Here is a 21,425-nt window from a genome sequence, read left to right on the forward strand (position 1 = left end):
ATGAGCACCAAAAAATGGATCGCTTTAGCGATACTATGTATCGGCATCGGTTTGCTCGGAACCTCCATATACGGAGTTCAGTTCGGAGACGAGAGAGAACCCTACTCCAAACGTTGGGAATTCAAAAATGATGAGCTGCACAATATCATGATGAATGCCAACTTAAGCGCAGATATTGAATTCGTTGTCAGTCCGGATTCCAATGGCTACATTGAAGTCGACGGAAAGTGGGACCCGGCCACCATTGAAGCTTTTAAACAGGCTTCGATCACGGATGGAACCTTTACGTTAAACCAGGAAGAGCGTTTGCGTTTGCAATTTTTCACCCTTTATTGGAATAATCAGCAGCAAACGATCACAGTAGCGTTACCTGAAGGACATCAGCTGGATGAAGTTAACATCGTCTCTTCTTCCAGTGACCTGGATCTGAAGGGTCTGCATGCCAATACCTTGGACCTTAACACTACGTCTGGAAGCATTCACCTTCAGGACATTACCGTACCAATCATTCAACTCGATCTAACTTCAGGAGACATTAAAGCTGCATCAATTGCAGGAGATATGGAAGTCAAACAAACGTCCGGAAGTTTCACGCTGAATGGCATTGATGGCGATGTGACCCGAAGTGTACAGTCGGGAGATACCAAAATTACGCAATTGAACGGTGCAGCAAATGTTAACTTCACTTCCGGTAGTGTGAAAATTGAGCAAGAAGTTTCCGGTCCAATTGATGTATCGGGACAGTCAGGAGATATTTCCATACAGGCAGCGCCCGATTTTGACGGCATTTACGATGCACAGGCCACTTCCGGTGATGTAAATATACCTGATTCCCCCATGGTAAGCCGTGAGGTCATCAAAGCTCGCACTACCTCAGGCAGTATCAAAATCAAACAATCATGATGAAGCAAATATTCGAACTGTGGGTAATATAGTATAATTAAATGCTAGTCCAATTCTAAGGAGGAGTTACCCACATGGAACTTAAAAATAAAACGGCTGTCATCACTGGCGCCGGTAAAGGTATTGGCCGTGCCATTGCTGAAGCACTTGCCAAGGAAGGTGTACATCTCGGCCTGATCGCTCGGACGGCCTCCGATCTGGAGGCTCTCCAGCAATCGCTGAGCCAGGAATATGGTGTAAAAGTAACCAGTGCTATTGCGGATATTTCCGATCGCACTCAGGCTGAAGCAGCCGTAGCTGCGATTGAGATGGAGCTTGGCGCAGTCGATATTCTGATCAACAATGCAGGCATTGCAAGCTTCGGCACACTGCTGGATATGGACCCGGAAGAGTGGGAACGTATCCTGCATGTTAATGTCATGGGTACATACTATGTAACTCGTGCTGTACTGCCAAGCATGATTAAGGAAAGCAGCGGCAGCATTATCAACATCGCCTCCACCGCAGGCGAGCGTGGATTTGCTACAGGCTCAGCTTACTGTGCTTCCAAATTCGCATTGCTCGGCATGACCGAATCCCTGATGCAGGAAGTGCGCAAATCCAATATTCGGGTTACTGCGTTAACACCAAGTACAGTGAACACGGAGCTGGCGACGAATGCCGGACTCAAAATTGGAGACGAAGACCGCATGATGCAAGCGGAAGACGTAGCTGAACTGGCTTTGGCGACGCTCAAACTGTCGGACCGTGTATTTGTTAAAGCCGCAGGCATCTGGACAACTAATCCACAGTAAGCAGGAGTAGTGAGACCATTTATAAAGAACAATGAATGACGGAAGCAACCATTTCTAATGATGCACTCCGTCGCCATCCGGCCGCCCGAGAAACCTCTGGGCGGCCTTTTACATATTCAGCAGTCGCCATCGTGTCCGAATACGATTCATCACGCTGAATCTCTACCCTTATGATTAATGCAGCGTTACTTCTCTCATTCTCCATTCCGCGATTCTCTGCTTATGCGTTCCACAAATGGTCCAAATCCAGTTCCTTGGACACGGCGATTAGTACTACCGCGGGTTCCTCCCCAATATTGGTTACTTCGTGGGGAACGATGGCATTCCAGCTGAATGAATCCCCCGCTTCCAGAATCTCTACGTCCTCACACTGCTCTGCGCGAATTCGGCCTTGCAGAACCAGATGACTCTCTTCTCCGGCGTGCTTATTAACCCCAGTCGATGCACCTGCTGGCAGCTCTACAATGGACATGCGCATGGCACCCTTTGCCGTTAGATGCTGTACTTTGATCTGCCCACTTCCGGCAGTCGTCTCTTTGCGCTCATCCTTGCGCACCACGTTCATCCGCTGCTCCGGTGACAGCAGCAAGTATGGCAGTGGCACTTTCAGATAATCTGCGATACTTTCAAGCGTCGCGATGGACGGTGATGTTTTATTATTTTCCACGTTGCTGATAAATCCCTTGGACAGCCCCGTACCCTCGCACATTTGCATGATGGTGATCTGTTTTTGTTTGCGGATCGTACGAATGGCTAGACCAATATCCATGTTGCAATCCTCCCCCTTTGATCTGTATATCCGATACCCAACCATCGTTATTGAGCATTATAGATTTCTTATACGGAACATATTTTCATAATACAAAAAAAATATTGACCCTACAATGGAATCATGATAAATTTTGTTCATCAATAAGAATATTAATTTCATATTAGTAAACTTTATTTTGATTACTCATTTCTTATCAGGTGGTGGTTGCATTGAATTATTCATTGACTTACGAGGTTCGGCTTCCTTCCAATTACAATACAGAACAACAATATCCCGTTATCTTTGCCCTGCATGGCATGGGTTCGGATGAACAGGATATGCTTCGCTTAATGGAGCCTCTTCAGTCCAATTTTATTATCGTTGCCGTACGTGGGCCCATTGTTCAGGGTAGCGGCTACGCCTTTTTTCAAATTAAAAGCATTGGCAACCCCGTCCGTGAGTTGTTCGACGCCTCTGTTCAGGGACTGCAACAGCTAATGGTTGACTTGTCTGCCAAATATGCCATTGATCCCGCACGGCGTTATATCGCCGGATTCAGTCAAGGAGCCATTATGGCGATGACGCTCTCGCTGATCATGGGAGATGCAATCAAGGGAATTGTAGCCATGAGTGGTTACATTCCGCAATTTGTGAAAGACGAATACAAGATACAGCCCAACTCAGAGTTATCTGTATTTATATCGCATGGCGATCAGGATCATCTCTTCCCGCTGCAACTTGGCGAAGATAACGCCAGCTTCTTCCGGGAACAGACCAATAACGTTACGTATGTTCCATATCACGGTGGACACCAAGTCATCCCCGACTTATATCAACAATTTCAACAATGGCTTCGGACGGATGCCGCCAAGCTGACTGCCGAAGACCCGAAAGGACTGAATTCATAATGATGCCATCCCTGTTTATCGCTCACGGTGCGCCATCACTTGCACTGGAGGAAAATGCATATACTGAATTTCTGCAAAAACTTGGACAGGAACTGCCGAAACCCAAAGCGATCGTATTGTTCTCTGCTCACTGGGAATCTACAACTCAATTGGTTTCTTCAGTAGCCAACTACGAGACCATCTACGATTTTGGCGGCTTCCAGCCCGAGCTGTATCAGATCAAATACCCTGCACAAGGACATGAAGAGACAACAGCGGAGATTCAGCGCCTGTTCGGGGATGCTGGTATTCCGGTGGAAAGCGACTCTGTTCGTGGTCTGGATCACGGTGCTTGGGTTGTGCTTCGCCTGCTCTATCCAAATGCGGACATTCCGGTCGTTGCTTTATCCGTGAACCGTTATCTGTCCAATGAACAGCAGTATCAGGTTGGGCAGGCACTCGCCACATTGCGTGAGCAGGACGTTCTCGTCATTGGCAGTGGTGGGACGGTACACAACCTGCGTCAGTTAAACTGGGAAAGCGCAGGCGTTGACCCTTGGGCCATGGCGTTTGACAACTGGCTGCAAGACAAACTTGTGAGCTGGGATACAGCGTCCCTATTCGCCTATGACAAGCTGGCGCCATCAGCCCAAGCAGCCGTGCCTACGCCAGAGCATTTTGTACCATTGCTGCTCTCCATGGGTGCGGGAGATCAGAACAAGCAGGCATCACTCCTGTTCAAAGCCTATCAGTATGGCAACCTGAGCCTGTCCTGCTGGAGATTTGATTGATCGATTGATATAACATTTTATATAAAAATAACCAGACACTCGTGCGAACTCGTACGAGTGTTTTTAGTGATATGACCTTTTTTGCATAATGCTGGGAGTTGTAAAGCAAGCTATAATAACATTTAGTGGAAATGACCAAGCTGTAATTAAGGAATACTCTTTCTACACCTATCACATCTTTCTGGGAGGAACATTCGAAGTGGCTGAACAACCAAAGTCTGAGAGCTTAATGTCTCTCGTCAAAAAGGGGAACACATCCTCGGCTGTAGCTATGGCAGGAAATGCTGTACTTGCACTGTGCAAAGGAGGAGCCTTTCTATTCAGTGGCAGTGGCGCCATGTTCGCCTCGGCGATGCACTCTCTAGCCGATGCCATCAACCAAGGGTTTGTCTTTGTCGGAAGTGTGTTGTCCGAGAAAAAACCTACACGCCGCTTTCCGACCGGATTCGGGCGAGTCATCAACATTTTCTGTATGATTGCCGTTATCGTTGTTACCATTATGGCGTATGAAACGATCCATGAAGGCATTCATCTATTACTGCATCCAGCTGCTCATTCCGGCGGTATCTGGATTAACATCGGCGTGCTGGTGCTTAACATTGTGATCGATGGAGCCATTTTGATTAAAGCAATGAAAGAAATTCTACACGAAGCACGTGCGCCCAAAGCGTCAGGCCTCGCCCTGTTCCCTGCTGCAATCAAAAATGTAGGACGCGCCGCACCGCCAACACGGCTTGTATTTTACGAAGATATTGTAGCGGTACTCGGTGCGACACTCGCACTGATCTCTGTCGTCGTCATTGCACTGACCAATTTTGCATTGCTGGATGGAATCGTGACGACCATTATTGGATGCTTGATGATTGCTGTCGCTTTCCGTGTCGGTTATGACAATATGATCGGACTGATTGGTGTAGCGGCTCCACAGGATGTTGAGGATAAAGTATCCCAGACCATTCTGGCAGACTCTCATGTTGCAGATATCCAGATGATGCGCATTATTCAGGAAGGTCGTTATTACCACGTTGAGGGTCTGATCGAACTGACCAAAGGATTGAGCCTTGCCGATGCAGATGATATCAAGTTCCGTATCCAAGAGAAGTTAATGACAGATCCAGACATCGCCGATGCGGCCATCTCTATTATCGAAGATGATGGTGTGAACAGCTGGGGCAAGAAGCATTCTGATGTGGTGAAATAAGGGCCTGCTCCCTTTTATAAAAGATAAAAGAAGCCTACTCTTCGCGGAGTGGGCTTCTTTACATAGCAAACAACGTGACATAGCTAATATAACTCCATGGCTGCTAAAGTTGGGCTAAACTTGTTGGTTAGAATTCGCTGAGTGACCAGCATGGGGTTTACTTCTGCCACCTTGCTTCATGCCCATCTTCATCAATTTATCCAGCCATTTCAGACGGAACGCCTCAGTGGAGCCTTTGATTGGACTAATCTCGGTTACACGTACCGGGGAGACCCCGCAGAATTTGAGAATATTGGATTTCATGACCCGGTGCCCTGCATGTCTGTAAATCAATCGATTGTACCAGCGTGGTGTATCCATGGTCACAATGATGTGGGCAGACCTTCCTTTCAGCAATTTGTCCCATAGGGGTGAGTCCTCCCGATCTTTCATCGCGAATCCAGGCAAAAACACCCGATCAATAAACCCTTTCAAAATAGCAGGCATCACTCCCCACCACGTCGGATATACAAACACCAGATGGTCCGCCCATCGGATCAATTCCTGAGCTCTCACCAAATCAGGCTCCAATTCCGTCCGCTGACGGTACCCGTACTGAAGATTGAGATTAAACTGAATATGGCTCAGGTCGATCAGTTCCACAGAACTGCCCGATTGTCGAGCTCCTTTTATATAGGCTTCTGACAGTGCTTTGCAGTAACTTTGCGGATCCAGATGACCATTAATTACCAAAATATTTGACTTCATACATCTGTTCCTCCTGTATAATAAAGTTCATGAAGGCCGAAGAAGCAGGCATATCACAAGCATAGAATGAACGCATACATAAACAAATGATCAACGGCGCCAAAACATTGCTGATTCGCGCAAAAGGGGGTAGCATGAACAACCATAATCACGGTGTGTCCATTTCCATGTTGTATCCGATTATGAAGACGCTGGTGAACAAAGGGTACGAATCCGAAGCGTTTTTCGAGTACGTCAGCGTAGATCCTGCTATTATGCAGAATCCGGAAGCACGTATTCCAGTTGAAGAGTTGGAACGGATTATGCAGTATGCTGCCAGATACTCGGATGATCTGTATTTTGGATTGAACCAGGGACAACTGCTGGACTTTGCGGACCTTGGCCTTCCTGGTTACGTCATGATGCATTCCAAGACGATTGGAGATGCACTCGCTGCTTATCAACGATATAACATCATTCTATATAGTGGATTTAATCTGGATTGGAAAGTAGCCGGAACGGATTTGATCCTTCAATTGTCTTTGCAAAATTCGGAGAAGCAGATGTCCCGTCATTGTGTGGAAGATATGGCTGTCTCGATGGTGTATTTGATCAGCAAACTGGCGAATCGCCGGGTGGAGTTAAAAGAGGTTCAGTTTAGTCATCAAGCCCCCGATGCTTCAGGCGATCTATCTCCTTATGTTGGCATGTTCGGAATAGAGCCTCGATTCGGGGCTACCCGTACACTCCTGCGAATGCACAAAGACATTCTGGATCAGCCCGTATTATATTCGGATGCAAGAATGCTGAAGGTCTTTGAAACCATGGCTCAGGAAAGCAAAGATGAGCTTCATTCATCTCAATCCTTCTCTGGCAAAGTAAGTCGATGGATGATGGAGAGCCTACCAACCTTCTTTCCCACATTACAACACACCGCAGAGTATCTGGGCGTGAGCATTCGCACACTTCAGAGCCGATTGCGTGAAGAAGATACAACGTATCATGAGATATCCGTTCAGGTACGCAAGGAAATGGCATTGCGATATTTGCAGAAGGGAACCTATTCCGTGGGGGATATTGCGTATGCCTTACATTTTTCGGAGCAAAGCGCGTTTCAGAATGCCTTCAAAAAGTGGACGGGACAGACTCCCGGGCAATACCGTTCCAGTCTCAAACAGCCCATGCAGCCCCGTAGTTGAATAATCCCGAATCCAATCCTCCTAAGGGGATTAGTGATTACATGTTTTGAACCTAGACTTTAGTCTAGGTGAAGTTTAACTCCAAAGACCGAGGATACCCTTTTGCGGTTCATGGTATGCTGTGAATAACGAGAAAACATACTCCATGACCGTTCGGGAATTGATCTTGTATTGAAAAGGAGAGATATCATGGCTAAACGCACCATCCTTGCGCCTGTGCTTATTTTGCTCGGCGTGTACCTGATTTTGAACCAGGGAGGTTCACTCGGTCCAGGTACAATCTTTGCCACGTTCTGGCCCACCCTATTTGTAATTCCATTGGGTTTATTCTTCCATTGGCTCTACTTCTCCATGATTGGACGAGGGATCGGATTACTTGTTCCCGGGGGCATCTTGCTTACGGTAGGTGTTGTCTCCCAGATCGCCATGCTTTTTGGTAACTGGAGCACGATGTGGCCCGGCTTCATTCTTGCGGTAGCGGTAGGTCTGTTCGAATTGTATTGGTTCGGTGGCCGTAACAAATGGTTGCTGATTCCGATCAACATTCTGACGGTTATCTCACTGTTATTCTTCGCCGTCATGTCGATTGGCACGATGCTGAACAGTCTGTCCTTTATCCAGCCATTCGTGGCGATTGTGCTGATTATGGGTGGAGCGTGGATCATTGTGGGTCGCAAAAAGCGCATGTAAACTTCTGATTGTTTCCACTTGACCACTCCGATGACAAAACAACTTTTGATCGCTGTTATCTCCAGATTTTCTTGATTCCCCTTTAATAAAGGGAAAAATCCGGAGATAAAGGCGAGCGCTTCGCTTCTTCAGTTTGTTCTGTCCTCTCCGTTAACGTGTAAACTAAATAGAACAAAACACTTGAGCTATTTGCTCTGAGGCAGAGTAAAAATGTAGGGGTGCAGCTCGTCATTCAATTGAAATGACGAGCTGCACCCCTATTTATTCTAACGAACTGTACACGCGCTATTGGTGGTCATTAACTCCCATTGGAGTTTTAATGAATTAGAGAGACGCTGTGCATCTCACTCGAATACCTTTTACTTGCTATGCATTTTAAATTCAAGGAACAAATCGTTATAATGCGAGAGCATTTTTTTGCCCAGATTATTGTACACTTCCAGCTTACCCGTCAGTGTCTCATCTGGATAGAATCGTTCATCCTCCGAAATATCCTCTGGCAGCAGCTTCAATGCCTCGGCGTTCGGTGTAGAGTACCCTACATATTCAGTATTACGAGCCGCATGATCAGGGTCCAGCATGAAGTTGATAAACTGATGAGCACCTTCAATATTACTCGCGGTCTTCGGAATGACCATGTTATCGAACCAAAGGTTCGAGCCTTCCTCCGGAACCACGTAATCCAGCTTGTCGTTCTCATCCATAATTTCTGACGCATCACCGGACCATACGAGTCCTACCGCCGCTTCCTCGTTTGCCAGCAGCATTTTGATCTCGTCTCCGACAATCGCTCTGACGTTAGGCGTGAGGGTGGACAGTTTCTTCAAAGCTTCCTGCAGATGATCTTCGTTCGTATCGTTCAACGAATACCCGAGGCTGTTCAGCCCCATGCCCATGACTTCACGGGCACCGTCGAGCAGCAGGATTTGATTTTTCAAACGTGGGTCCCACAGATCATTCCAGCTCTCAAACGTTAACCCATCGACCAGTTCAGGATTGTACACAATACCCACCGTTCCCCAGAAGTAAGGGATGGAGTACTTGTTGCCCTCATCAAAGGATAGGTCCATAAACCGGGAGTCGATGTTGCTTAGATTGGGCAGCTTGCTGTGATCCAGCGGAATGAGCAGGTTTTCCTCTTTCATTTTGCTAATCGCATACTCAGAAGGAATCGCCACATCAAACGTCGTTCCGCCCTGCTCAATCTTGGTTAACATCGCTTCGTTCGAATCAAACGTCTGATAGATCACCTTGATGCCGGTCTCTTGTTCAAATTCCTTCAGCAAATCAGGATCGATATAATCGCCCCAGTTGTAAATCGTCAGCGTGTTGCCGCCGGAATACCCCTGACTCTTGTTCAGATACGAAGCGAGAATCATCAAGGCAAAGGCAGCCACAAATACAATCGCAAATGTCCGAACCAGTTGCCTCATGGACGCAGCCCCCTTCCCGCAGGCGTTCGCGCTGCACGGCGGTTAATGAAGTAATACCCAACCACCAGCAGCACCGTCAGCAGGAACAGCAGCGTGGACAGCGCATTGATGGACAATGACACACCCTGCCTTGCTCTTGAATAAATCTCCACAGAGAGTGTGGAGTATCCGTTACCCGTGACAAAGAATGTTACCGCAAAGTCATCCAGCGAGTAAGTCAATGCCATGAAGAATCCGGCAAAAATACCCGGTTTAACGTATGGAAGCACGACACGAGTTAGGATCTGCCATGATCCAGCACCCAGATCGCGCGCCGCATCCATCAATGTCGGGCTCATCTCCTGAAGCTTTGGCAGTACCATAATCACAACAATCGGCACGCTGAATGCGATATGAGACAACAATACCGAAGTGAATCCAAGCTTGATGCCAATCATGGTGAATAGAATCAGAAAGGATGCACCAATGATGACATCTGGACTAACGATCAGCACGTTATTGAGTGACAGCAACGTATTCTTGGTCCGTTTGCGCCGCACATGGTAGATCGCCAGTGCCCCTGCCACACCGAGCATCGTCGAGATCGCAGAGGACAGGAGCGCAATAATGAACGTATTGAGTACAATGATCAGCAGCCGGGTATCGGCAAATACTTCCCTGTACCATTTCAATGTAAATCCTTCGAAACCGCGCATATGCCCGCCACTGTTGAAGGAATAGAAGATCAGATACGCAATCGGTGCGTACAGTATGGCGAATACAACGGCCAGATAGACGTTAGACAGCTTTCCGTTTCTTCCCATTACGCACCTCCTTCTTGCCTGATCCAGTCAGGAACATAATGATCGCCATCGCAATAATCAAAAAGACGGCAATCGTCGAACCCATCCCCCAGTCCTGGGTGACGAGAAAATGCTGCTCAATCGCTGTTCCCAGCGTAATTACCCGGTTCCCCGCAATAAGGCGGGTAATCATGAACAAAGATAGCGCCGGAATAAATACGGCCTGACAGCCGGATTTCACTCCGCTGAGCGTCAACGGGAAGATAACCCGGCGGAACGTCAGCCATGACGATGCCCCAAGATCCCGGGCCGCATAGATCAGAGACGGATTCATCTCTTCCAGCGCGTTAAAGATCGGCAGGATCATGAATGGAATGAAGATATACACCGAGACAAAGATAAAACTGAAATCGGTGAACAAAATCTGTTGCGTGCCAATTCCCACCACTTCCAGCAAGGAATTGGTCAAGCCATACGTGCCGAACAGGCCGATAAAGGCGTACGCTTTTAACAACAGATTGATCCAGCTTGGCAAAATTATAAGCAGCAGCCACAGCTGCTTGTGCTTCGTACGAGTCAGTAGATACGCCGTCGGATACGAGACCAACAGCGAGAACACCGTGATCAGAAATGCATACCAGAACGAGCTCAGGGTCATCTGCATGTACACAGGTGTAAAGAACCGAGCGTAGTTACCCAGCGTGAAATTGCCCTCCACATCGAAGAACGAGTAATACACCACCAACAGAACCGGAGCAACTACAAACAACACCATCCACAATACATATGGAATCAGATACGCATTGCGTGTACTCGCCTTAGTCTGCATGAACGGCCTCTTGATAGGCTTCCAGACGTTTATCGAACTCTTCTTCCGTCTCGTTAAAGCGCATTACGTGGATGGCTTCCGGGTCAAAATACAATCCAATACGAGCGCCTACGACGGCTTTCTTCGTGGAATGCACCAGCCACTCATTACCCGCATCATCGTATGTGGATATCTCGTAATGAACCCCACGGAACAGCTGAGAGTCCACGTTGACCTGCATCTTGCCCTGTTCCTCGGTTGTAATCTCCATATCCTCTGGACGAATTACAATCTCCACAGGCTCGTCCCGCTGCAAACCCTGATCGACACACTCGTACTCTGCGCCAGCGAATTCCACCACAAAGTCCTGCTTCATTTTGCCGGATACAATGTTCGATTCACCAATAAAGTCCGCCACAAAACGGTTAATCGGCTCATCATAGATATCATTCGGTGTGCCGCTCTGTTGAATGACGCCGCCGTTCAGGACAAAGATCTCATCCGACATCGCCAAGGCTTCTTCCTGATCATGTGTGACAAAAATAAACGTAATGCCCAATCGCTGTTGCAGCTCACGCAGTTCATACTGCATTTCGGTCCGCAGCTTCAGATCGAGCGCTGAGAGCGGCTCGTCCAGCAGCAAAATCTCGGGTTCATTCACAATCGCCCGCGCAATGGCGACACGCTGCCGTTGTCCGCCAGACATCTCGCCAATTTCACGGTTTTCATAGCCAGAGAGATTGACGAACTTGAGTGCTTCCAGCACTTTGCCTTGAATTTCAGCGGTTTTCATTTTTTTGATTCGCAAACCAAAAGCTACGTTCTCAAATACGTTCAAATGTGGAAATAACGCATAATCCTGAAATACGGTATTCACCTGCCGCTGGTGAGCCGGCACTTGGTTAATCAGTGCACCGTTAAAATAAATACTGCCCTGTGTCGGCTCCGCAAAGCCGGCGATCAGGCGCAATATCGTTGTTTTCCCGCAGCCTGACGGGCCGAGTAGCGTATAAAATTTACCCCGCTCAATCTCGAAGCTGACCTCCTTCAATACGGCTTCATCCTGATCGTATTGCTGGGTCACCCGGTCGAACCGGATAATCGGTTGTTGTTCTGACATGCTTCATTTCGCCCCCTTTAAACTTGAGGTATACCTTGAGCCTGTACACTTCTTTTCATGCATGCTTCATTACAAATCCCATCTATTATATATGATTCAGCTATATCCGCAATGGTTTTGATGTAAACGCCATGTGTTATTTCTTCTTATTCTCACAAATACAGCATACATTACGGGTATATGTCGATATCTACGCATCCATGTAGAGCGATTTCATGAGGATTTCGGAATCAAGTCATGTGAAAGGAGTCCTGTTCGTGGATATTCGTCGTAACCTGCCTTTGCTGATGATCATTTGTTTTCTGAGTCAGATGGGCGGTTTCATGATCCTGCCCCTGTTCCCTTTGTTTATTGAGGAATTCGGCCTGTCCGGCTGGATGATGGGGGTTATTTTTGCACTCTTTTATGTCGGTAAAGTGATTGGCGGGGTGCCCGCTGCGGCACTCTATCGAAAAATCGGGGGCAAGCGGGCACTTATTGCCATGCTTCTGCTGCTCGCTGTTTGTATGGGCGGTTTCGCTGTATCTTCTGCCGCACTAGTATTTGGTCTGCTGCGGCTGCTGCAAGGGCTCGCTTCTACCGGACTTACGGTCGTCGTACGTTCCATCATTGGGGATGAGGGGAACGTCGACAACCGGGGGCTCTACAACGGTTATATCAGCAGCAGTGAAGGTGGGGGCATGGTGCTGGGTCCGGTCATCAGCGGTTGGCTCTCGTTGCATTGGCCTTTGTCGGTGCCTTTTTTACTCGTTACCGTGTGCTGCCTGATGGCTGTGGTTGCAGCAATGGGGATGAAGACAGCAGCAAAGCCCAATCCTGTATCTGAAAATGTGGCGGACGGCCACGACTTAAGCGAGTCTCCAACGCATGCCAAACCAACGCAAACGCCTGCCGATTATACAGTTTCTCCAGTAAACGCTACTCCTAGCCCAATCACTCCTGAACCGTCCACCGGACTTACCCGGCGGCAGCAACTGATTGGCTACGGTACGGTTCATTTCCTAGAGATGAGTGCTTATGCCGTGTTTCTGACTTATTTTGCATTGTATGCAGCTCATATCATGCACTGGGACCCGTTTGCGATCAGTCTTGCCTTTACCGTCGTTGGTATTTCTACACTCGCGGCTGCTCCGATAGCCGGTTACCTGTCTGATCGGATGGGTGATCGTCTGCTGCTCTGCATGTTCGGCATGCTGATGATTGGTATCGAAGTGGTCGTTTTTCTGAGCACATCTTCGTATGTGCTGGTTTACGTGGGCATGCTGATCGGTGGCGTAGGCGGTGCATGTTACATGGATTCGTTCTTTGCTCATATCGGGGATCATATCCCGGACGAGGGTAGGAGCTCCGTCATAGGCAAAATTGTCTCTGTGGCAGAGATCGGTTCCATCGTATCCCCTCTGGTGGCTGCTCTGCTTGTGGAGCGTGGATCGCTGTATACCGTGTTTGTGTTCAATCTGCTTCTCATTGCTGCTGCAATTGCCGTTCAGGCAGTGATGCGCAGACGTTACAGATCGAAACGAGTGTAGACGCACAAAACTGCCCACATCTGTGGGCAGCCTCCATTCATTTTTTACCCAATAGTGCTGCGATATGTAGTGCATTTTCTTTGATTTTATTTTTCAAATAAGGGTCTGTGTTCTCAGGCAATTCCGTCGGCTTGTAAAACTTCACTTCAAGAACTTCCACCCCATCGGGCTTCAACTCACCTTCAAACTCCGTGCAAATATAACCAATGACCACATTATAATATTCATGTCCATTTCTTAATTTCGTATATAACTCTTTCCCCGAAAAGACGCCGTATAGCACGAGTTTCTTGATCTGTATTCCAATTTCCTCTTTGACCTTTCGCCTCGCAGACTCTTCCACCGATTCGCCCAACTCCATAAACCCACCCGGTACTCCCCAGGTATGATCCACATGTCGAACCAACAAAATTTCACCTGATTTATTCAAAATCAAAATACTCGGTCTCACCAGAATAACCGGTGCATTGCCAACCATTTCTCGAAGCGATTCAATGTAACCCATGGGTAAGCCTCCTATATTAAGTCATGATCCTCATTATAGAAGTGCAATTAATTTCCATATAGAGAAAGAATCTTCAGCTTTATTTCCTATTTTAGAATCCGTGCTTTGATGAAAAAACAGAAAAAAAACAACCCGTTCACACATCAGTGTGCAAACGGGCATTTCATTGGTGGGTTCTCAGCATGAGGCTGCTGATCCCCCTCGGGTTGTTGTTTTCCCCTGTCCATCCGTTCAGCTTCCAATTTCTCTGAATCCGATGTGTAAGAATGATCTCCATAGAAAAAGTTGGGCTTCACAATCTCATTGCGATAGGAACTGTGGAAAATATGCGTCGTTGCCGGCGACACCGGCGGAATCAGCCAGACCCAATCTCCTGTCAGTTCGCGCCCGGCCTTCTCTTCCCGCTGCTCAAACAAGGCAAATTGCGCTGCCGCTGTGTGGTGATCCACAATGCTAACGCCTGCTTTCTTGAACGAATGCAGCACCGCTACATTCAGCTCTACCAGAGCCCGATCCTTCCACAACGTCGTTTCACTCGACGTATTCAAGCCAAGTGCTGCCGCTACCGCTGGTAGTTTATTATACCGAAACGTATCTGCCAGATTGCGTGCGCCAATCTCAGTGCCCATATACCAGCCGTTGAATGGTGCTGCCGGGTAGGATATGCCGCCAATCTCCAGCCGCATATCGGCAATCATTGGTACACCGTACCAGCGCATGTCCAGTTCAGCAATCTCGGGACGCTCCGGGTGTTCAAACTTCACTTCCACGATGTCTTCCTCGGGCACAGGATACCACTCTGGAGCTTGCCCCTTAGCCTGGATAATCAATGGAAGCACATCATAAGGCGTGCCTTCCCCCAGCCAGCCAAGCGACATTGCTGTCTTCGTTAGCTCAACGGAGGCAGGATCACCTACAATGCCTTCCGTCGTCTCATATCCGGCATAACGGATTAACTGGTGATTCCAAATTCGCACAGGGGCTCCATTCGGTCCATCAGGTGGAAGGATGGTAATCATGGGAATAATCTTCCCTTTGTTGGAGGCCACTCTGATGTGCGCCATCACAGCATCCGCTGCCGTTCCAACCGTATCTGCATGACGTGCATCCACAATGCGCAGTTTATCCCAGAATAGCCGCCCGATGCAGCGATTGCTGTTCCGCCATGCCATTTTACAGCCATGCTCCAGTTCCTCCGCAGTATGCACATATGTGCCTGTGTGTTCAATCTCGTTCAAAACTGCAACAAGCCGGGCCTGCGCGTCTTCACGCGAATGGCCCAGCTCTTCATAACATCTATATATAAACCGTTCAGCTTCATCCCGCAGTTCTTCCAGGTCTGTCCGCATTATTCACTCCACCAATCTATACATCTTGAATGCCATCATTATACGGCAAGCACACCGGATTTGTAAGCGAACGGGCACTTTGTTCACGGACTCTACATATCGTTGTTCAGGATGCAGGGTAACTTAGCTTATTTGCCCAGAAATGCGTTTAACATCCAGACCTCTTTATCCAATGCAGCAGTGAATCCAATCAACATATCTTCAGTTGCATTATCCTCAGCTTCGCCAGCTGCTTGAATACCCTCGTTAATTACACCCACCATCGCTTGCAGATCAGTAACTACGGTTTCTACCATTTTTTCAGCCGACAACTGTCCCTGTGCTTCCTCAACAGGTGACAACCGCAGTTGTTCAGCCATCGTTGCGACCGGACGTCCACCAATCGCCAATAGACGTTCTGCGGCTTCGTCCATATTCGCCGTAGCCAAGTTATACAACTCTTCGAATTTAGCATGCAGAGTGAAGAAATGAGGACCTTTCACATACCAGTGGAAGTGGTGCAATTTAGTATACAGTACAGACCAACCAGCGATCTGGCGGTTCAGGACCTCTTGAAGTTCAGTGGCATGGTTTGCAAAAGTATTGTTTCTAGTTTGGATTGTGCTCATGGAATTTATCCCCTCTCGAATACGATATAGTTTTGATTTTGATCACGTAATTTAACTCGCTTCCGTTTTTTTAATTTAGACTTAATCTAAATCTTGTTTTAATTATAACACTGCCCTTATCCTTTGTGAAGGCTTTAGCCTACTCTTTCGAATGAAGATTCCATGAAGCTACGCTTCATGTTTGGACAGTGTGAGAAGACCCCTTAAACACCTTTACACACAGTATCTATACCTCGATTTTCACCGATGTACAATGACAATCCTCACGTCCCATATAACAAAAAACAGCCCTAATCCTCATTGAGGATCAGGACTGCACCAACGCACATAGCGCACGCTTTATTGTTGAATTAACTCGGATGTAAGGATACAGCTTACCTCTTCATAACTACGCGCAACGTGATGAGGCTGATGCTCTGATTCTGGCAAAGCATCACGATGGTTGAACCAGATCACTTTCCATCCGGCATCCACTGCACCGACAACATCATTGCGCCAGGAATCGCCGATATAATAACTGGAGTCGGAATCCGATCCCGTCTTCCCGCTTACATGCTCAAACAATCTGCGATCCGGCTTGGCGTAACCAAGGGTACCCGATATGAAGATCCGTTCCTCGGGAATAAGGCTGAATACATCCAGTGCTTCGAGCTTCCGCTGCTGATGCTTTCCTTCTCCGTTGGTAATTAACCCTACCATATGCCCTTCTGCAAGAAGTCTTCGAATAAGCTCATATACTCCCTCAAAGGGCTGGATCTGAAACTGTCTACTCAAATACTCTGCTTGCAGTTCTTCAGCCTGCCCCGGCTGTAGAGGATGTCCAAATTCCGCCATGGTTAGCTCAAATCTGCGATGACGCATCCGTTCCACCGCTTCCGGTTCCGGTACAGCAGACAAGTCTTCTTGGGCAGACAGCCAGTCGCTATAATAACGGAAGCGATGGTATGCCTCCCCATATGGGAACTCATCTGATAAACCAAGAACTTGCTGTAAAGCGCCACGAAGCGGCTGCAAGTGGTCATACAAAGTATCGTCTACATCGAAAAATATAGCTTTTGGGGCGTTGTCGTTAGATAACATGATGGATCTCCCTTATTCGATCTCATAAAATTTAATTAATAATTACAATAATGTGGAAATAAATCCTGATAAATGCTAGCATTTTTCTATAACGAATATTGCAAGGAGGTAGATTATATGACATTCTCCTTATATCCCAAAGAACACAAGCGAAAAGTATACAACTTAGTCTTAAATCTCTTCCTTTTTGTTGTTTCGGCATCAGTGCTAATTTATATCCATTATAGTTACACTGCTGTACCAACATACAGCAACTTAATACTCATGGGTCCTATGATCAGTTGTGCCATAAGATCAGTGTACTATGCAGCAACTCTCAAGAAAATGAAGACGCATTGATAATTCACATCGAATATATAAATGTTATCATTGCCATAAATGAGCTTCAAAAAAAAGGTAGGTGCACTGTATTCTTTCTCTACAGTATACCTACCTTTTTCTAATTCTTCACTTTAACTTATTTACAGTATTCCGCGATCAATCATCTAATTAGAGATACCTACGGATTATGTGTATTCCAATTAAAGTATCAACGGTACAACCTTGCCTGCATTCACATCAATCAGGCCGTGATCCGTAATTTTCAGAGCCGGACTTACCGCAAGGGAATGGGTACTGATGGACATGATTGGGTTATAGTGCACATAACCAAGAGACAACATCGCTGCACGCAGCTCTTTCACTTGGTGTGATACTACTGCCAGCGGTTCCTCCGTCAATATACCACCCACAGGAAGTTCGAGATGGGACAACACTTTGCCGTCTTCCACCACACAGAACCCACCCTGGCTCGAAATTACCGTGTTAGCTGCTAAGATCATATCTTCACGATTGCGTCCTACGACCAATAGGTTGTGGTTATCATGTGAATATGTTGTTGCAATGGCACCACGCTTGATCGTGTCTCCACCAATCAAACCATGTGCTCGGTTACCGTTCACACCATAACGTTCAAAGGTCGCAATCTGTCCATATTCACTTTCTTCCCAGAGAAGTTCACCATTCGCAGCCTGAACCTGTGCAATATGCTCTTCCACAAAGGTTGAACCATCCTTCACCATCATAACCCGGCAGTTGTTTAAACCATTTTCAGATAACTGCGCGTCTGAGTCAGATGCTTCACTTTGCCCATTCACCTTTGGATCAGACAAACGGATTGCGAAATCCTCGGCTCCCAGCAGATCCAATTGCACACTTTTGTAAAAGTGAGGTGGGAACTGTCCACTAATTCGGTCCTGCTTGTACGGTTCGTAGTCGTCATAAGCTTTACGGCCATTTTTGTATACCTGCTCTACAGCAAGTGTATCTAAGTTGGACAGCAGCACATAATCCGCCACTTTGCCTGGGGCAATGCTACCGCGATCAGTCATTTTCATACGGATTGCAGGGGTAGAGGTTGCAGCGTAAATCGCATCTTCGGGGCGCATACCCATCCGAATGGCCTTACGTACGATATGATCCAGATGTCCCCGTTCTACCAGCGAATCCGGCATAACATCGTCCGTTACGAAGCAAAAATGCTGAGCGACATCATGCTGAATCAGGTACTCCATGACTTCTGGCGTCATCGATTTTTCCTGAATTTCAATGAACATACCTGCCGCAATTCGCGCCTGCAAGCCCTCAATGCTCTGATGCGTATGATCGGAATCGATGCCCGCATAGATCAGTCGGTGCAGATCCAGCCCAAGCAATTTCGGTGTATGACCTTCGATCACAAGATCTGGATAGTTTTTGCGAATATGCTGAAGAATCTGATTGGTCTTGCATTCCGGATCACGGATGACGTCCACATAGTTCATGATCTCACCCAGACAGATGATCTCTCCAGTAGCGAGCAGCACATCCATGTCTTCGATTTCAATTGAACCACCTGTTGTTTCCATGGGAGTCGCCGGAACGGAGCTTGGGATGGCGTAAAACATGTCCACCGTTGTCTCACGACTGGCCGACATCATCTCCTGCACACCTTCCAGCCCAAACACATTCGCCATCTCATGCGGTTCCGCCACAATGGACGTTACCCCGCAGCGGATCAGGCCATGGGAAAAGGTTGCCGGTGTCACCATCGTACTCTCAATGTGCAGATGAATATCAATAAGGCCCGGAATCATGTAACGTCCGCGTGCATCAATCACTTCATCGGCTTCAATCATCTCCGGTCCACCTGGACCAACATACATAAATCTACCGTCCAGTACAGCCACGTTGTTCATTTCGAATCGTTTATAATAACTGTTATACACATGTACATTCTTAATTAGTTGATCTGCACGCATGGGGCATAATCTCCTTCTTCATGAGCATCTTACAGCGATCCAGAGCAGCAGTTACAACTAGCTATATTGCTCTGGATTCAGCTGATAAATGCCTCTTTTGCTGCTTCTGCTTCCTGCGGCTATTCCACAAGGACAAGTTTATCCTGCGGGAAAATCAGATTAACCCGCTGTCCGCTGAGATAAGGTGTCTCCATCTCCTGATTGGCTGTGAAGTCGCCAAGTTCTGTCTCAATGACGTACTGATAACTGCGTCCAAGATACGTGCTTACTTTGATAATCCCTGGCAAAGCATTTGCCATGTCCCCAGAGGTATCTCCGCTAACCATCAGATCATCCGGACGAATCGCACCTTTGCGTGCACCGGGACGTGCTGTTCCGGGATGCGCTGTTGCCGTGAACAAACGACCACCCGCTTTCAGCGTGATCACCTCTCCTGCATCACTGCGCTCTGCGAATTCAATAAAATTGTGGAAGCCGATAAATTGGGCTACAAATTCTGTGGCCGGGTATTTAAAAATCGTCTCTGGGCGGTCGAGCTGCTCGACAACGCCTTTGTTCATAATCGCTACCTGATCCGAGATGGAGAAGCACTCCTCCTGATCATGAGAGACATAAAGTGTCGTAATGCCCAGTTCCTGCTGAATCCGGCGGATCTCGACCCGCATATTCAGCCGCAGGTTGGCATCCAGGTTACTGAGCGGTTCATCAAACAACAGCAAATCCGGTTCAATGACGAGTGCGCGGGCAATCGCCACACGCTGACGCTGTCCACCGGACAGTTCCTGCGGGAAGCGTTTCTCGAAGCCGTTCAGGTTCACCACTTCAAGGATGCGCATTACGCGTGAAGAAATATCCTTGTCTTTTACCTTGCGCATCCGCAGGCCGAAGGCCACGTTGTCATAGACAGACAGATGCGGGAACAGCGCATAACTCTGAAATACAAATCCGAAATTCCGCTTGTTTACCGGAACCTTCGTATAATCCTTGCCGCCGAACATAAACTTGCCCTGTGTTGCTTCCAGGAATCCGGCGATGAGGCGCAGCGTAGTTGTTTTGCCGCAACCGCTCGGTCCAAGCAGGGAGAGCAGCTTACCTTTTTCCAGCTCCAATTGAAAATCCTTCAGGATCGTCTGGTTATCGTAAGCCACCGATACGCAATCCAATGTCAGCAATGCCATAGCGTTCTGCGCCTCCAATTAACGTTTAGTAAAGTATGAGAATCCGCCCATGATCCGTTCGATCACGAACATTAAAAGTCCAGTTAATACCATCAAAAGCACGGAAATGGCTGCAATGGTTGGGTCAAAATAATTTTCTACATAGGTCAGCATCTGAATTGGCAATGTGCTTACCCCTGGTCCGGTCATAAACACGGAAATGTCCACGTTGTTGAACGACTCCAAAAAGGCAATCAGCACCGCCGCGAGAATTCCTGAGCGAATGTTGGGCAGCACGATCTGGAAGAACGTTCTAACCCGTCCTGCGCCGAGACTCAGGGCTGCTTCTTCTACTGCAAAGTCAAAGCTCGACAGACTCGATGCGATAACGCGAATGATAAATGGAAGCATAATAATCGTGTGACCGATCAGCAAACCCAAATACATCGGCAGATGATAGATCACGATCAGGTATTTCATCAATGTAAAACCAAGCACGATTCCCGGAATGAGTACCGGAGACAGGAACAATGCATTCAGCACGGACTTGCCTTTGAAATCATAACGACTAAGTGCGTACGCAGCTGGAACCCCGAGCAACAGCGCCAGCAAATTCCCCAGCAGGGAAATGATGATGGACGTCTGGAACGTGCGGAGGAAACCGCCTGTGTTGAAAATATTCTCGTACCAGCGGAGGGAAAAGCCCTCCGGCGGAAATTTGAGTACCGTCCCCGGTTCAAACGAAGTCACCGAGATGATCAGAAGCGGGCCCAGCAGAAAGATAAAGACCAGCAGACTGAACAGGCCCAGCCCGATATGTTTCTCCCGCATAT

Annotated in this window: 22 protein-coding genes; 8 read left to right on the forward strand and 14 right to left on the reverse strand. The window is 47.6% G+C overall.

Annotation, left to right across the window (positions count from 1 at the left end; all coding sequences use genetic code 11):
- Complete coding sequence (locus BLS14_RS13050) at positions 1 to 903, forward strand: DUF4097 family beta strand repeat-containing protein (RefSeq protein WP_176854495.1); 903 nt, start codon at positions 1 to 3, stop codon at positions 901 to 903.
- A 74-nt stretch (positions 904 to 977) separates the two neighbouring features.
- Entirely contained in the window at positions 978 to 1,697 is a 720-nt protein-coding gene (locus tag BLS14_RS13055) for a 3-ketoacyl-ACP reductase (RefSeq protein WP_064641804.1), read from the forward strand.
- A 19-nt stretch (positions 1,698 to 1,716) separates the two neighbouring features.
- Here BLS14_RS13055 and BLS14_RS32305 read toward each other — a convergent pair whose 3' ends face one another.
- On the reverse strand, positions 1,717 to 1,902 hold the full coding sequence (locus BLS14_RS32305; RefSeq protein WP_139209297.1) for a hypothetical protein: 186 nt from the start codon (positions 1,900 to 1,902) through the stop codon (positions 1,717 to 1,719).
- A 15-nt stretch (positions 1,903 to 1,917) separates the two neighbouring features.
- Positions 1,918 to 2,466 carry a helix-turn-helix domain-containing protein gene (locus BLS14_RS13060; RefSeq protein WP_063567206.1) on the reverse strand — a complete coding sequence of 183 codons (549 nt, stop codon included), beginning with the start codon at positions 2,464 to 2,466 and terminating at the stop codon, positions 1,918 to 1,920.
- Between the two features lie 212 nt (positions 2,467 to 2,678).
- Between BLS14_RS13060 and BLS14_RS13065 the strand changes: the two genes are divergently transcribed.
- From BLS14_RS13065 to BLS14_RS13075, 3 genes are all read left to right on the forward strand, one after another.
- Positions 2,679 to 3,356 carry an alpha/beta hydrolase gene (locus BLS14_RS13065; protein WP_090952096.1) on the forward strand — a complete coding sequence of 226 codons (678 nt, stop codon included), beginning with the start codon at positions 2,679 to 2,681 and terminating at the stop codon, positions 3,354 to 3,356.
- The gene (locus BLS14_RS13070) at positions 3,356 to 4,126 is read left to right on the forward strand and encodes a DODA-type extradiol aromatic ring-opening family dioxygenase (RefSeq protein ID WP_090952099.1); all 771 of its coding nucleotides are present in this window, start codon (positions 3,356 to 3,358) and stop codon (positions 4,124 to 4,126) included. The genes BLS14_RS13065 and BLS14_RS13070 overlap by 1 nt, the downstream gene beginning before the upstream one ends.
- 199 nt (positions 4,127 to 4,325) lie before the next feature.
- The gene (locus BLS14_RS13075; protein ID WP_090809032.1) at positions 4,326 to 5,327 is read left to right on the forward strand and encodes a cation diffusion facilitator family transporter; all 1,002 of its coding nucleotides are present in this window, start codon (positions 4,326 to 4,328) and stop codon (positions 5,325 to 5,327) included.
- Positions 5,328 to 5,441: 114 nt separating this feature from the next.
- On the opposite strand, the gene BLS14_RS13080 is transcribed toward BLS14_RS13075, so the two are convergent.
- Positions 5,442 to 6,074 (reverse strand): NAD(P)H-dependent oxidoreductase, encoded by a 633-nt coding sequence (locus BLS14_RS13080; protein ID WP_090952101.1) that lies wholly within the window; start codon positions 6,072 to 6,074, stop codon positions 5,442 to 5,444.
- A gap of 134 nt (positions 6,075 to 6,208) precedes the next feature.
- On the opposite strand from BLS14_RS13080, the gene BLS14_RS13085 reads away from it, so the two are divergent.
- A complete protein-coding gene (locus tag BLS14_RS13085; protein ID WP_072733692.1) occupies positions 6,209 to 7,252 on the forward strand; it encodes an AraC family transcriptional regulator in 1,044 nt (347 codons plus the stop codon).
- Positions 7,253 to 7,441: 189 nt separating this feature from the next.
- Positions 7,442 to 7,942 (forward strand): hypothetical protein, encoded by a 501-nt coding sequence (locus BLS14_RS13090; protein ID WP_063567201.1) that lies wholly within the window; start codon positions 7,442 to 7,444, stop codon positions 7,940 to 7,942.
- Positions 7,943 to 8,301: 359 nt separating this feature from the next.
- On the opposite strand, the gene BLS14_RS13095 is transcribed toward BLS14_RS13090, so the two are convergent.
- From BLS14_RS13095 to BLS14_RS13110, 4 genes are read right to left on the reverse strand one after another with little or no spacing between them, the layout of a single operon-like run.
- Positions 8,302 to 9,375, reverse strand: coding sequence for an ABC transporter substrate-binding protein (locus tag BLS14_RS13095; protein ID WP_090952104.1), 1,074 nt, complete (start codon positions 9,373 to 9,375; stop codon positions 8,302 to 8,304).
- Positions 9,372 to 10,178 carry an ABC transporter permease gene (locus BLS14_RS13100; protein ID WP_063567199.1) on the reverse strand — a complete coding sequence of 269 codons (807 nt, stop codon included), beginning with the start codon at positions 10,176 to 10,178 and terminating at the stop codon, positions 9,372 to 9,374. Before BLS14_RS13100 ends, BLS14_RS13095 begins: the two co-directional genes overlap by 4 nt.
- Entirely contained in the window at positions 10,153 to 10,986 is an 834-nt protein-coding gene (locus BLS14_RS13105; RefSeq protein ID WP_024632841.1) for an ABC transporter permease, read from the reverse strand. Before BLS14_RS13105 ends, BLS14_RS13100 begins: the two co-directional genes overlap by 26 nt.
- Complete coding sequence (locus BLS14_RS13110) at positions 10,976 to 12,085, reverse strand: ABC transporter ATP-binding protein (protein ID WP_063567198.1); 1,110 nt, start codon at positions 12,083 to 12,085, stop codon at positions 10,976 to 10,978. Before BLS14_RS13110 ends, BLS14_RS13105 begins: the two co-directional genes overlap by 11 nt.
- A gap of 257 nt (positions 12,086 to 12,342) precedes the next feature.
- On the opposite strand from BLS14_RS13110, the gene BLS14_RS13115 reads away from it, so the two are divergent.
- On the forward strand, positions 12,343 to 13,614 hold the full coding sequence (locus BLS14_RS13115) for an MFS transporter (protein ID WP_176854497.1): 1,272 nt from the start codon (positions 12,343 to 12,345) through the stop codon (positions 13,612 to 13,614).
- A 37-nt stretch (positions 13,615 to 13,651) separates the two neighbouring features.
- Here BLS14_RS13115 and BLS14_RS13120 read toward each other — a convergent pair whose 3' ends face one another.
- From BLS14_RS13120 to BLS14_RS13155, 7 genes are all read right to left on the reverse strand, one after another.
- On the reverse strand, positions 13,652 to 14,119 hold the full coding sequence (locus BLS14_RS13120; protein WP_090952110.1) for an NUDIX hydrolase: 468 nt from the start codon (positions 14,117 to 14,119) through the stop codon (positions 13,652 to 13,654).
- Positions 14,120 to 14,262: 143 nt separating this feature from the next.
- Positions 14,263 to 15,468, reverse strand: a complete 1,206-nt coding sequence (locus BLS14_RS13125; protein WP_090952112.1) for a nitric oxide synthase oxygenase — start codon at positions 15,466 to 15,468, stop codon at positions 14,263 to 14,265.
- A gap of 128 nt (positions 15,469 to 15,596) precedes the next feature.
- Positions 15,597 to 16,076: a Dps family protein gene (locus tag BLS14_RS13130; RefSeq protein WP_063567195.1), complete on the reverse strand. Its 480-nt coding sequence runs from the start codon at positions 16,074 to 16,076 to the stop codon at positions 15,597 to 15,599.
- Between the two features lie 339 nt (positions 16,077 to 16,415).
- Positions 16,416 to 17,156, reverse strand: coding sequence for an HAD family hydrolase (locus BLS14_RS13135; RefSeq protein ID WP_090952114.1), 741 nt, complete (start codon positions 17,154 to 17,156; stop codon positions 16,416 to 16,418).
- 521 nt (positions 17,157 to 17,677) lie between these two features.
- Positions 17,678 to 19,435, reverse strand: a complete 1,758-nt coding sequence (locus BLS14_RS13145; protein WP_090952119.1) for an adenine deaminase — start codon at positions 19,433 to 19,435, stop codon at positions 17,678 to 17,680.
- 119 nt (positions 19,436 to 19,554) lie between these two features.
- Complete coding sequence (locus tag BLS14_RS13150) at positions 19,555 to 20,613, reverse strand: ABC transporter ATP-binding protein (RefSeq protein ID WP_090952122.1); 1,059 nt, start codon at positions 20,611 to 20,613, stop codon at positions 19,555 to 19,557.
- 18 nt (positions 20,614 to 20,631) lie between these two features.
- Positions 20,632 to 21,423 (reverse strand): ABC transporter permease, encoded by a 792-nt coding sequence (locus BLS14_RS13155; RefSeq protein ID WP_024632851.1) that lies wholly within the window; start codon positions 21,421 to 21,423, stop codon positions 20,632 to 20,634.
- Between the last annotated feature and the right edge of the window lie 2 nt (positions 21,424 to 21,425).

This window comes from Paenibacillus sp. OK060 (assembly GCF_900101205.1).
Classification (GTDB): Bacteria; Bacillota; Bacilli; order Paenibacillales; family Paenibacillaceae; genus Paenibacillus; species Paenibacillus marchantiae.